This is a genomic window from Pigmentiphaga aceris, assembly GCF_008119665.1.
GTDB classification, from domain to species: Bacteria; Pseudomonadota; Gammaproteobacteria; order Burkholderiales; family Burkholderiaceae_B; genus Pigmentiphaga; species Pigmentiphaga aceris.
The window spans coordinates 2900126-2913192 of sequence record NZ_CP043046.1 but is presented as its reverse complement, the minus strand read 5'-3'; the positions used below and the strand labels follow the sequence as shown (position 1 = coordinate 2913192).

The 13067-nt window shown below is 58.9% G+C and carries 10 protein-coding genes; 8 read left to right on the top strand and 2 right to left on the bottom strand.

The window, feature by feature from the left end; all coding sequences use genetic code 11:
• Positions 1 to 7: 7 nt before the first annotated feature.
• Together FXN63_RS12690 and FXN63_RS12685 are read right to left on the bottom strand one after the other, a co-directional pair.
• Entirely contained in the window at positions 8 to 1837 is a 1830-nt protein-coding gene (locus FXN63_RS12690) for a hypothetical protein (RefSeq protein ID WP_148815344.1), read from the bottom strand.
• Between the two features lie 544 nt (positions 1838 to 2381).
• Positions 2382 to 3260 carry a LysR family transcriptional regulator gene (locus FXN63_RS12685; protein ID WP_148815342.1) on the bottom strand — a complete coding sequence of 293 codons (879 nt, stop codon included), beginning with the start codon at positions 3258 to 3260 and terminating at the stop codon, positions 2382 to 2384.
• 141 nt (positions 3261 to 3401) lie between these two features.
• Between FXN63_RS12685 and FXN63_RS12680 the strand changes: the two genes are divergently transcribed.
• The 8 genes from FXN63_RS12680 (at position 3402) to FXN63_RS12645 (ending at position 13054) form a co-directional block, all read left to right on the top strand.
• Positions 3402 to 4286, top strand: coding sequence for an alpha/beta hydrolase (locus FXN63_RS12680; protein ID WP_148815340.1), 885 nt, complete (start codon positions 3402 to 3404; stop codon positions 4284 to 4286).
• A gap of 77 nt (positions 4287 to 4363) precedes the next feature.
• Positions 4364 to 5953 (top strand): ABC transporter substrate-binding protein, encoded by a 1590-nt coding sequence (locus FXN63_RS12675; RefSeq protein WP_148815338.1) that lies wholly within the window; start codon positions 4364 to 4366, stop codon positions 5951 to 5953.
• 9 nt (positions 5954 to 5962) lie between these two features.
• Positions 5963 to 6904: an ABC transporter permease gene (locus FXN63_RS12670; RefSeq protein ID WP_148815336.1), complete on the top strand. Its 942-nt coding sequence runs from the start codon at positions 5963 to 5965 to the stop codon at positions 6902 to 6904.
• A gap of 119 nt (positions 6905 to 7023) precedes the next feature.
• Positions 7024 to 7776 carry an ABC transporter permease gene (locus FXN63_RS12665; protein WP_246165189.1) on the top strand — a complete coding sequence of 251 codons (753 nt, stop codon included), beginning with the start codon at positions 7024 to 7026 and terminating at the stop codon, positions 7774 to 7776.
• Positions 7777 to 7778: 2 nt separating this feature from the next.
• The gene (locus FXN63_RS12660; protein WP_148815332.1) at positions 7779 to 9419 is read left to right on the top strand and encodes an ABC transporter ATP-binding protein; all 1641 of its coding nucleotides are present in this window, start codon (positions 7779 to 7781) and stop codon (positions 9417 to 9419) included.
• Positions 9420 to 9439: 20 nt separating this feature from the next.
• A complete protein-coding gene (gene aptA / locus FXN63_RS12655; protein WP_148815330.1) occupies positions 9440 to 10771 on the top strand; it encodes an omega-aminotransferase AptA in 1332 nt (443 codons plus the stop codon).
• Between the two features lie 17 nt (positions 10772 to 10788).
• The gene (locus tag FXN63_RS12650) at positions 10789 to 12207 is read left to right on the top strand and encodes an aldehyde dehydrogenase family protein (protein ID WP_148815328.1); all 1419 of its coding nucleotides are present in this window, start codon (positions 10789 to 10791) and stop codon (positions 12205 to 12207) included.
• Positions 12208 to 12511: 304 nt separating this feature from the next.
• On the top strand, positions 12512 to 13054 hold the full coding sequence (locus FXN63_RS12645) for a YbhB/YbcL family Raf kinase inhibitor-like protein (RefSeq protein WP_148815326.1): 543 nt from the start codon (positions 12512 to 12514) through the stop codon (positions 13052 to 13054).
• The last annotated feature ends 13 nt before the right edge of the window (positions 13055 to 13067 follow it).

The following is a 13067-nucleotide window of genomic DNA, read 5'->3' as shown; positions in this document are numbered from 1 at the left end:
CCGTCAATTATTGCTGATATGACGGAATCTGAATTTGCTTGCTGATACGTTGCGCTGTTGCTTGAGCAAAGCTTGCATGACCCCATGAATTCGGGTGAGCCGTACCCAAAAACCGGCGATCATCGGGCAACAAGCGTCCCAAACGATGGTTGAATTGCGTCAGATATGAGTCGTTCGGCATTCTTATCCAACGTGCCGTTTGCGCATACGGCTTCCAGTCTTCAGGCGTAATATTTCGCCACTGAGCTTTGCCCCCGCCGGCAATGCGTACTTCTGGAAAATTATATTCCACTCTCCTCGCATCTTGATTCTCTGGGCTGCAGAATCCATGTTTCTTGAACTCGTCAAGATGACCATCTACTATCACCCAGCCAGGACGGGCTGCATTTGCACGAACAGCAAGCTGCAACGGTTCGATCACCAATTTCGTCGTATTTTTTGCTTCTAATTCCGTGATATTCCAGCCTCGAGACCCATTTGCAGAAAAAACTTCCGCAAGAGAGTCCGTACCTAAACTTCCTTGTGTGCGGCAGTAACCAGTTTCACGAAGCAATGGGTTAGGATAATTGAGCTGGAACACACTGGGCATGGGTGCTGTGATGTCACCAAACTGGGCAAGCAGCACGCTATCAAGAATATCGTATCTTTGTCTGAGCCAGCCGTTCTGCAGAGCCTCGCTTGCTTCACCCGGAGACATAGGACTGATTACTCTCAAGCCACCTTCACGCCACAGAGGGCCTCCCCCGGCGGGAGCCAGAACATGCATCACAACCCGACCAAAATGTACGTCATTTCCGCCCACGCTTAATAAGATAGCGTCAGGTTTCTTCAAATTACCTGTTGGGCAAGCCATCGCATTGTAATGGCGAACGCGCTGCTTCGGATCTATGCTTCGATATTTTTCGTAAGGTGATAAATCTATTACTTTCCGGCCTGTTTGTGTTTTGCATAACGCTGAGACAAGCTGATCCAGCTGAGATGGAATTCCTGCCTGACTGAGTCCTGCGCTGTCCACTTTGGGGGTGATTCCCTGTGGGAAGAGCAATCCATCAAACACTTCTGCACCGGTACAACTCCAGTGCGCAAAACGTACCAGTGTTTTTGGATTTTTAGCCGCTATGTACGCAGCGCTCATCACCTGATATGAATAGATCGAGCGATTGCATTTTGCATCTAGCCACTCGGCGGATGTGTTGGGCAAATAGGTCTTTGTCCATCCGAAGCCGCTCAATGCGGAGAAATTTACCGCTCCCGACTCGCTCATGTGGCCGCTGAGGTGAACGGTATTTACTGCCGGACGATCCGGATTCCCTTCGCCCGAGGCATAAGAATCACCAATGCCGACCAAGGTCAGGTCGCGAACAACTCCACTCAGATTTCCTTGAAGTACACCTGATTCGGCTACCAGACTCACACGCCACGGCTGTCCAACCTCTGCGTCCAGCTCGGCCCGTCCATCAGAACATGCTACGGTCGACGAGAAATTCGCATCAATTTGACGTAGCACACAACGACCACTGCCGCCGCCACTCCAAGTGACCTCGATTTTCACCGCCTTGTTGTGGAAGATCGCATTGATATCAGCAGGCTGATTAACTCGCCTTACCTGATCAAGAAAATCATCAGGCATTGATCGGTCCAACGTCGATGTAACCGACTCACCCTCACCAATCGACGAACCCGCTCGCTGCATATATAGATCTAGCGCGCCTTGCGTTTTGAAGAACGGGAAATTATTAACGACTTTCCAATCGAAGCCAGGTTGAGCAACTACGCCTTCCGCAAAACCTGTTGAAAACAATGCCATCAAGATCAAAACACTCTGAGTTCCGCGCATTACTTCCCCCTATCGCTCAAGACGATTTTATTAACTCTTGCACCAAACCCCCGGAAAGCATCACCTGCAAAACACTTAGCCCGCTGCCTTACGCGACAATTTCTTGCAGACCAAGGAAGAAGTTAAAGTTGATAAACGCAAAAAAGCATTAGTACAACTAAAACCAATAAAATTCTCAATTAGCAAAAAAGGGCTGCACAAAAATATGCATTTAATCAGGACAAACGACAGCCGACAGCCGACCCGCCAGAAATCCAGCGAACCAACTTTTGAAGCAGCTATTTCTTTGAAGACAAAGCGGCTGCACCAGCCGCACTCATTCATATTGTGTAGGTGGGCAATTCGCGGGTCAAGAAAGATTCGTTTAGCAGGTCACTACCGCCTGTCGAGCCACATTGAAACGTGTGCAGGCCTTGCTCAACGTCGCATTGAGGGTAGGAATTTTCATGTTTTTCTGATACGTCTTACGCCGCCAATTTGGCAAACAGGGCCAGAACCCTCTTACCTTGGTGCAAACGTATCCACCAACTTCATCCTGCCTCAATCACCGCCCAATCGCCTTCAGCAAAAAACTGCGGATCTCACTGGTGATCATGCTTTTGCTGCCATGTTCCAGCATGCCAATGCGACGGAACTCCGGGTCACCCGGCAGGGACAAGACCCGCAACGCCGGGTCATTCTCCCATTCGTAATTCCTCAACAAGGGCACAATCGTCACGCCCACCTTCTGCTTCACCAGATCCGCAATACCAATAATCGAATTCAACTCCAGTATCTGCTCGGGAACAATGTCAGCGCTCTTGAAAACGCGATCTACCTTCCTGCCGATTGCAGTCGATTTGTCGTACCGAATGAAGGGCATGGTTCGCAGCAACTGCACCACGTCATCTTCGCCTGCGGTCTGGCTGGCGTTGGCGAGCAGTACAACAGGTTCTTCGTAAAGCCGGGTCCAGCTCAGTGCGCTGAAATTCTGGCGTGTGGCTTCGACTATCAAGGCTGCATCCAGCTCGCCTGATATCACCAGGCGGGTCAGCTCGTCAGACTTGGCCGTGGTCAGGGTGACCGACACGCGCGGGTGCACCAGCTTCAGTTTGACCAGGCAGTTCGCCAGCAAGCCCATCGCAGAAGTAATGCCGCCGATGGTCACCTCGCCTTCCATCTGCGCGTCAGCGGACGTGTCGGCCAACATCTTTTCGTAGTCGGCCACCAGGCGTTTTGCCTTGGGCAACAGCAGCAGGCCTTCACGGCTCAGCCTGATCTGGCGATGGCTGCGGTCGAACAGTTCCCGCCGCATTTCTTCTTCCAGCGCGCGCATTTGCTGGCCGACCGCCGCATTGGTGAGCGCAACACGATCGGCGGCGGCGGCAAAGCTGCCGTACTCAGAAACGGCGATGAAGGTCTTCAGAAAACGGATGCTGCTCATTGGCGAGGTCGGATGAAGGCGTCGGATGAAGGCGTCAACCCAGTGTAAAGAAATTCTTTACTCAGCCTAAAATTAATTTAGTTTTTATTTCTTTTTGGCATCATGAATACTCCAGACCTATCCGAATCTGGTGACGAGAACATGACGACCAAGCCGACCGACCTTGAACAAAAAGATGCTGACGCCATCGCAACCCGCGCTGCCAAGAACATCTACCACTTGGGCATTACCACGGTCTATTCGCACCCGCAGGACAGCCGCTTTGCCTACACGCTTTATGTTCCGGAAGGCATTGAAGACCCGAACAGGCAGATTGACCTGGTGGTGTCCTTGCACGGTTCTACCCGTGCCATGGAAATCTATCGCAATGGCTTCGCAGAATTCGGCCGCTGGAATGACTGTGTGATTCTGTCGCCGCTGTTTCCGGTGGGTGTGCTGGGCGATAACAATGGCGACGGCTACAAGCAGTTGATCGAGGGCGATATTCGCTATGACCAGGTACTGCTGGATATGGTCGCCAACGTGGGTGCCCGTTATCAACGCAACTTCGATACGTTTGCGCTGTTCGGTTATTCGGGCGGCGGGCAGTTCACACACCGTTTTTGCTATCTGCACCCGGAAAAACTATGGGCAGCATCGATCGGCGCACCGGGATCGGTCACCTTGCTGGATGCCGACAAGGACTGGTGGGTTGGCGTACGCGATGTCGAGGCAAAGTTCGGCAAGGCCATCGACCACGAAGCCCTGCGCAAGGTGCCGGTGCACATGGTCGTCGGCGACGCCGACCTGGAAACCTGGGAAATCACCCACCGCGTGGGCGGCAAACACTATATGCCCGGTGCCAATGACGCCGGTCGCACCCGCCCGGAACGCCTTGCCAGTCTGAAGACCAGTTTCGAGGCCGCAGGTGTGAAGGTCAGCTTCGATCTGCTGCCGAATGTGCCGCACATGGGCATCAAGACCATGCCAGCCGCGCAAGACTTCTTTGCGAAAGTGCTGCAGGAAAAACGTCGCGCCGCGCGTTGACGCACACGGCCAACACGGCCAGCCCACACGACCAACCCAAAATTCCAAGAACACCTTCTTCGAGGAGACACCCTCCCGTGAACAGCTACGTCAAAAAAGCGCTGTCTTGTTCGGTTTCCATCTCGTTTTCCATGATCGCGCTTGGCTTGCCAGCCGCCCATGCAGCGGACCTGCAGACCATCAAAGTCGGCATCAACGGCGACATTCGCAGCACGGAACCCGGTGTGAACCGGGAAGAAAATTCCGATGCGCTGGTCATGCACCTGGTTGAAGGCCTGGTGGCGTATCGGGAAGACGCCAGCATCGGTCCCATGTTGGCGCAGAAGGTGGACGTGTCCGCAGATGGCTTGAGCTACACCTTCACCCTGCGTGACGGCGTGAAGTTCCAGAATGGCAAGACCCTGAAGTCGGCCGACGTGAAATGGACCTGGCAGCGCTATCTGGACCCAAAAACCCAGTGGCGATGCTTGTCGGACTTCGATGGCCGCGGCATTGCCAAAATTCTGGGCATCGACACGCCCAGCCCCAACACCGTCGTGTTCCGGCTGGACCAGCCCAACAGCTTGTTCACCGCGTCGATGGCACGCGCCGACTGTGGTGGCAGCGGCATCTACCACGCCGATTCCCTGGCGGCCGACGGCAGCTGGAAAGCGCCCATCGGCACCGGCCCGTTCACCCTGGGCGATTGGAAGCGAGGCCAGTACATCGAACTGGACCGCTTCAAGGACTACACGCCGCGCTCTGAAGCTGGCCCCGATGGCTATACCGGCAACAAGCTGGCCAAGGTCGACAAGGTTCGCTTCCTCATCGTGCCGGACAACGCGTCTGCCAAGGCCGCACTGCTGTCGCGCGGCATCGACCTGCTGCCCGACGTGACGGGCACCGATGCAGCCGAGCTGCAACGCGTAGCAGGCCTGAAAGTGCAGACGAGCCAGGTCATGACCATCAACGGTCTGCTGTTCCAGACACGCGACCCACTGTTGAAAGACGTGCGCATCCGCCGTGCGCTGGCACTGGCGCTTGATTACACGCAGATGGTGGCTGTGCTGTCGAACGGGCTGTCCAAGGCCAACAATTCGGCCATCCCCAATACCAGCCCGTACTACAAGCAAGTCGCCAGCCAAGGCTACAAGCCGAACATCGACGAAGCCCGTCGTCTGCTGCGTGAAGCCGGCTACAAGGGCCAGCCGATCAAGATGATCGTCAACAAGCGCTACCCGCAGATGTTCGACATGGGCGTGCTCAGTCAGGCCATGGCGGAATCGATCGGCATGAAGATCGAACTGGAAACCCTGGAATGGGGCACCCAGCTTGAACGCTATCAAAGCGGCAACTACCAGACGATGGCGTTCTCGTACTCGCCGCGATTCGATGCCGCGCTGAGCTTCGAATCGATCCTGGGCGACAAGGCCAAGGAGACGCGCAAGGTCTGGGACAACCCGGCTGCTGTCACCCTGATGCGCCAGGCGATGCAAGAATCCGACCCCGCCAAACGACAAGCAATCCTCGACCAGTTGCACACCATGATGATCGAAGATGTGCCGATGATCGTGCTTTACAACGGCACCAACATCGCCGCACTGCGCGACAGGCTGGACGGCTACCGCTCCTGGCCCATCGCCAAGCCCCGCCTCTGGGGCGTGTCGATCGCCGACGCATCCAAGTAGGCCTGGCAGATGTTCAGATTCATCACGCAACGGTTGGGAATGGCAGTCCCGACATTCCTGCTGATCTCGATCATGGTGTTCGCGCTGATCCGCTTCATCCCCGGCGACCCGGCGCTGCTGATGCTGGGCGACATGGCAGACGCGCAAAGCCTGGCGGACATGCGCCAGTCCCTGGGCCTGGATCACTCGGTACCTACCCAGTACTTTGTCTGGATGAAAGCGGTGCTGGGCGGCGACCTGGGCCATTCGATCACCACCCGCCAGCCCGTACTGCCGCTGATTCTGGATCGCTTCAGTGTCAGCGCCACCATCGTGCTGGTGGCCGTGGCGCTGGCTACCTTGCTGGCGGTTCCGGTCGGCTTGCTGGCCGCGTGGAAGCAGAACAGCGCCATGGACCTGGGCCTGGTTGCCGTGGCCACGCTGATGCTGTCGATTCCAAGCTTCTGGCTGGGTCTGCTGCTGTTATATGCCTTCGGTATCAAGCTGGGCTGGTTGCCGGTGGTGGGCTACGTCAGTTTCGGTGAAAGCCCGCTCAAGGCGCTGACCTACGTGATGCTGCCGATTGTCACCCTGACCTTGGTCGAATTCGGGTCTATCGCTCGCATGGCGCGCGCCAGCACGATTGAAGTGCTGCGCCTGGAATACATCGCACATGCCCGCGCCAAGGGCTTGTCGGAGGCAGCTGTGCTGTGGCGCCATGCCCTGCGCAACGCCTTTGCCCCGACGTGGACACTGGTGGGACTGATCCTGGGCAACCTGCTGGGTGGCATCGCAGTACTGGAAACCGTCTTCACCTTGCCCGGCGTCGGCAGGCTGATGGTCGACGCGATCTTTGCGCGTGACTATCCGGTGCTTCAAGGCTGCCTGCTGCTGATTACCTTCATCTACGTGGTCGTCAACCTGCTTGTCGACCTGCTGTATCCGATATTCGATCCCAGGGTGAAACTATGAGCACGGAGCTCTCCACCAACCCGGCGACGGTCGTGGCGGCCCCGCCCTTGCGCACTGCCTGGCGCAGCCCGCCGCTGAATGCCCTGATTGGCGGCGGCCTGCTGGCCGGCCTGATTTTCATGGCCTTGCTGGGCGCGGTCTGGACCCCATACGACCCGCTGAAACTCAATCTGCTGGCGCGCTTTCAGCCGCCTGGCGCTGCCCACTGGCTGGGCACCGACGAGTTCGGCCGAGATGCGCTCAGCCGTCTGATGATGGGGGCCAGCACCAGCTTGTGGGTCAGCCTGCTGTCGGTCACGGTGGCCGTGATTGCAGGCAGCATCATCGGCATGATGGCAGGCTACCTGCGCGGCTGGACCGACCGCGTGCTGATGATGGTCAACGACGCCCTGCTGGCCTTCCCGGGCATCTTGCTGGCGCTGGGCATCATGGCCGTGATCGGCGCAAGCCAATACGGCATCGTGCTGGCCCTGGGCGCGGCCTACACGCCTTCGGTTGTGCGGGTGGTGCGCGGCAGCGTGCTGTCGCTGCGCGAGCTGGAATTCATCGAGGCCTCTCGGGTCATCGGCAATTCCGAGTTCTACACCATGTTCCGCCACATTGCGCCCAACTGTCTGGCACCGCTGTGCGTGCTGGCCACCAGCATGTTCGGCTGGGCCTTGCTGTCGGAAAGCGCACTGAGCTTCCTGGGCCTGGGCGTGCCGCCCCCGGCCGCCACCTGGGGCAGCATGCTGGCCGCAAGCCGCCCCCACATCGAAACCGCGGCATGGCTGGGCTTGTTCCCGGGCCTGTTCATCAGCTTGACCTTGTTGGCTATCAATTTGTTCGGCGATGCGCTGCGTGATCGTCTGGACCCTCGGATGAGGAAATGAGCATGGCAACCCCAGCCAACCTGCTGACCGTAGAAAACCTGCAGATTCGCGCAGGCGTGGACGGCCCCCTGGCCGTGGACGACCTGTCCTTCACCATGGCTGCCGGTGAAATCGTTGCCCTGGTGGGTGAATCCGGCAGCGGCAAGACCATGGCTGCGCGCTCAGCCATCGGACTGCTGCCGGCCCCCATGCAGGTCTGCGCAGGCAGCATCACCTTTCAGGGCGCAAGGCTTGATGCGTCAGATGCCAAAGCAATGCGCCGAGTGCGTGGCGCGCACATCGGCATGGTGTTCCAAGAACCCATGGTGTCGCTCAACCCGGCCTTGACCATTGGCCGGCAGATGAGCGAAGCGCTGGCCTTGCACACCAAGCTCAACGCCAACGACATACGGCAGCGTTGCCTGACCATGCTGCAACGCATTGGCATCAAGGACGCCGAACGCTGCCTGGCCTCGTATCCGCATCAATTCTCGGGTGGCATGCGCCAACGCATCATGCTTGCCTCGGTAATGCTGCTGAGCCCTGCCCTGTTGATTGCCGACGAGCCGACCACAGCGCTGGACTGTCTGGCACAGCTGGATGTGATCGAGCTGATGCTGGAACTTACCCGTGAGCAAGGCACGGCCATACTGTTCATCAGTCACGACCTGTCGCTGGTGGCGCGATACGCGAACAAAGTGATCGTGATGCGCAACGGCAAAGCAGTAGAGCAAGGCCGCACGCAAGACATTCTGCTGTCTCCCAAGGCCGAGTACACCCGCCAGTTGCTGGACGCCCTGCCACGCCGGGGTGCACTGGCTGCATTGCCTGAGCACGCCCGGCCCTTGTTGGACGTCACAGGCGTCAGCATCGAGCATCCCGGCCCGCGCGCCTTCTTCCGGCGCAGCAAGCCGAACCGCGTCGTTCACGACGTGGATCTGAGCATCGCGCCCGGCGAAACGCTGGCATTGGTGGGCGGCAGCGGCTCTGGCAAAACGACGCTTGGCAGAGCCGTCGTGGGCTTGGTGAACCCGTGCGCGGGTGAGATCAGCTTTCAAGGCCTAGACATTCTGAAAGCCGGAAACCGGGTGCATCGTCTGCAATGCCAGATGATCTTCCAGGACCCGTACTCGTCCTTGAATCCGCGCATGAAGGTGGGCGACATACTGGCCGAACCGCTTCGACACGAGCCGGACATGAATGCGGCGGCTCGGGCTGCGCGGGTGTCTGACACCCTGGTCGATGTGGGCCTTGCCGCCCACTTTGCAGATCGCTTCCCTCACCAGCTTTCCGGTGGTCAGCGCCAGCGGGTGGCGATTGGCCGGGCCTTGGTCAGGCGTCCGCGCCTGGTGATTGCCGATGAACCTATATCGGCGTTGGACATGACCATTCAGAAACAGATTCTGGAACTGTTCGAGCGCCTGCAGAAGCAATACGGCTTTGCGTGCCTGTTCATCTCGCACGACCTGGCGGCAGTGGAAAGAATCGCGCACCGCGTAGCGGTGATGAACCAGGGGCACATCGTGGAAATCGGTCCGCGCGACCAGATCTTCGATCACCCCCAGCACCCCTATACCCGCAAGCTGCTCGCCGCAGCCAGCCCGCTGGAACGCCTGCCCGACGGCGGTTACCGCCTGCGCCCGGCCCTGAGCCAGGCCGCCTGAACATCATTCAAGGAACGACTATGAATTCCGTATCGACCGAGCACGCAGCCGAGGCATCGCCAGCGGCCTTTTGGGCGCCGTTTACGCCCATGCGCCAGTTCCGCAAACAAGCCATGATGTTTGCCAGCGCCGACGGCATGTACTACACCACCACCGACGGAAGCCGCATTCTGGACGCCATGGCGGGCCTGTGGTGCGTCAACGCCGGCCATAACCAGCCCAAGATCGTTGAAGCCATCCGCGAAGCCGCCGGACGCCTCGACTTCGTCTCGTCCTTCAAGATGAGCCACCCGCAGGCCATCGAGATGGCCGAACGCCTGATCGACATTGCCCCGGCCGGCATGGAACAGGTGTTTTTCACCAACTCGGGTTCCGAAGCCGTGGATACCGCGCTGAAAATCGCGCGTGCCTACCATCAGGCTCGTGGCGACAGCCGTCGTACCAAGTTCATTGGGCGGGCCAAGGGCTATCACGGCATGGGGTTTGGCGGACTGTCGGTGTCTGGGCTGGGACGCCAGAAACGCGACTTCGGTCCGCTGCTGGGCGAGGTGTCGCACCTGCCGCTGCCTTATGACGCCAGCATGCGTTTCTCGGCCGGCCAGCCGCAACAGGGTGCGCACTACGCCGACGCGCTTTCCCAATTGCTTGATGTGCAAGATCCCAGCACCGTGGCTGCCGTCATTGTCGAACCCGTAACTGGTTCAGGTGGCGTGTATCCGCCGCCACATGGATACCTACAAAAGCTGCGCGACATCTGCACACGTCACGGCGTGTTGCTGATCTTTGACGAAGTCATCACCGGGTTTGGTCGAGTTGGCGCAAGTTTCGCGGCACAAGCATTCGGTGTCACGCCAGACCTGATGACCACCGCCAAAGGGCTCACCAACGGAGCCGTGCCCATGGGCGGCGTCATCGTCAGCAGCGCCGTGCACGAAGCCTTCATGCGCGGCCCGGAAAATGTCCCGGAACTGATGCACGGCTACACCTACTCGGCCCACCCGCTGGCGTGCGCGGCCGGGTTGGCAACCATCCAGCTGCACCAGGAACTTGGCATCAACGAACAGGCAGCGGCAGCCGCCCTTGAATGGCAAGCGGCGGCGCTGGCGCTGCAAGGGGTCAAGCATGTCGTGGATGCACGCGCCATCGGCCTGTTGTGTGCCGTGGAACTTGCACCGCGACCGGATGCGGCCGGTGCCCGTGGTGCCGAGGTTGCCGCGTGGTGCTTCGATCATGGCGTGCTGGTGCGCGCGTCGGGAGACGTGATCGTCATCTCCCCGCCCCTGGTCATCACCAACGCACAGATTGCGCAAGTGTTCGAGACCTTGCAGGACGCCCTGCTCAACACCCTTTGACCGGACCCAGGCCCCCGATGACAGACCTACTGAATTTCTATATCGACGGTGCCTGGGTGGCACCCGACAAGCTCGTCACTGAAGACGTCATCGACCCACGCAACGAACAAGTCGTCGGCCGCATCGCCATGGGCAACGATAGCGATGTGAACCGTGCCGTCGCTGCCGCGAAAGCGGCATTTGCCGGCTATGCAGAGATGTCGGTGCAAGATCGACTGGATCTGCTTCAGGCAATTATCAGTGCGTACCAACGCCGAAGCGACGAACTCGTGGACGCCGTCCAGCATGAAATGGGCGCGCCAGCATCCTGGGCAAAGAACGCCCACGTACCAGCCGGCTTGCGCCACCTGACCGAAGCGCTGAAGGTTCTTCAGGATTACCCCTTCGACCGCATGCTGGGCACAGCGCTGATCGCCCGCGAACCCATCGGCGTATGCGGGTTGATCACACCGTGGAATTGGCCACTGAACCAGCTGACCTGCAAAGTTGGCCCGGCACTCGCGGTGGGATGCACCATGGTGCTGAAACCCAGCGAACGCTCGCCATTGTCAGCCATGATTTTTGCCGACATTCTGCATGAGGCTGGTGTGCCCAAGGGCGTGTTCAATCTGGTGAACGGTGACGGCCCCACCGTAGGCGCAGCGCTGGCAAGCCATCCAGACATCGACATGGTCTCGTTTACCGGCTCGACGCGAGCGGGCGTAGCCGTGGCCAAAGCCGCCGCCGACACCGTCAAACGTGTGTCCCAGGAACTGGGCGGCAAGTCTGCCAACATTTTGCTGCACGACGCAGATCTGGAAAACGCCGTGCGCCAAGGCGTGCTGGGCTGCATGCGCAACACCGGGCAATCGTGCAATGCCCCGACACGCATGCTGGTTCCACGGGTATTGCAGGAACAAGCCATTGAGATTGCCGTGTCCGTTGCGCAGGAACTTGGATACGACGACAGCAATCCCGCCACCGTCATCGGCCCGGTTGCCAACGCCGCGCAATTTGCCCGCGTGCAGCACTTGATCGAACAGGCGATTGCTGAAGGCAGCCGCGTCGTGATCGGCGGCCCCGGCCGACCAGCAGGCATCGACGCTGGCTACTTCGTCCAGCCGACTATCTTTGCCGACGTCGACCCCAGCATGACGATCGCGCGCGAAGAAGTGTTCGGCCCGGTGCTGGCCATCATTCCCTACGACACGGAAGACCAGGCCGTGGCGATTGCGAATGACAGCGTCTATGGATTGTCGGGCTATGTAAGCTCAGCAAACGTTGATCGCGCACGCTCAGTCGCCCGCCGATTGAGAACCGGCATGGTTCATATCAACGGCAGCAAATCGAGCGCAAGTGCGCCATTCGGAGGCTACAAACAATCCGGGAACGGACGCGAATGGGGCGTGTTCGGATTCGATGAATACCTGGAAACCAAGGCGATTTTTGGATATTGATATCGCTGGCTGCTCGCGAGCTGAAGACATCTTTTGATCCAGCGCACATGTGCCGATGTTGGCGCATGTGCCACTCACCGCGCCCTACTCCGTTCAGCAGACGGGCCATCCCACCGGCCCTACCTCGCTTGGTACTGACACTCCTCGGCATCCCCTGCCCAGTCACCAGCCTAGCCGCAAGACGCCAGCTCCCCACTTGGCGCCCATTGCTGAAATAGCCTCACTAATTCATCAAAATTTAAGCCGCTTATCACGGTGTCATGCCCCACTTAGCATGCGTTCATTGCTAAGCACGGGACAGAAAATGAATAAGCCAATCATCGGTGCGTTCATCGCCTTGCTCTGCGTCAGCGCCCAGGCTCAGAACTTCAGCCTGACCAGCCGCGACGTGGAAGATGGAAAACAAATGGGCGAGAAGCACCTGCAAAACGGGTCTGGCTGCGTCGGTGGCGATATCTCGCCGCAGCTGTCGTGGTCGGGGGCACCGACTGCAACCAAGAGTTTTGCGATCACCATGTTCGACCCCGACGCGCCAACCGGCAGCGGCTGGTGGCACTGGACGCTCGTGAATATCCCCAAGACCACGACCACTTTGCCGCAAGACGCCGGTAATAGAAACGAGGCGAATGTCCCGGCGGGTGCCGTGCAAGGTCGCACCGATTTCGGAAACACCGGTTATGGCGGGGCATGCCCGCCCGTTGGCACGCATCGATATCGCTTCAAGGTCTGGGCCTTGAACGTCGAATCGATTCCCGTCGACAAGGAATCAAGCGGCGCGCTTGTAGGTTATTTGCTCAACGCCAACAGCCTGGCCACCGCCGAGCTGGTTCCGGTTTCTTCGCGCTAAACGCATTACCACG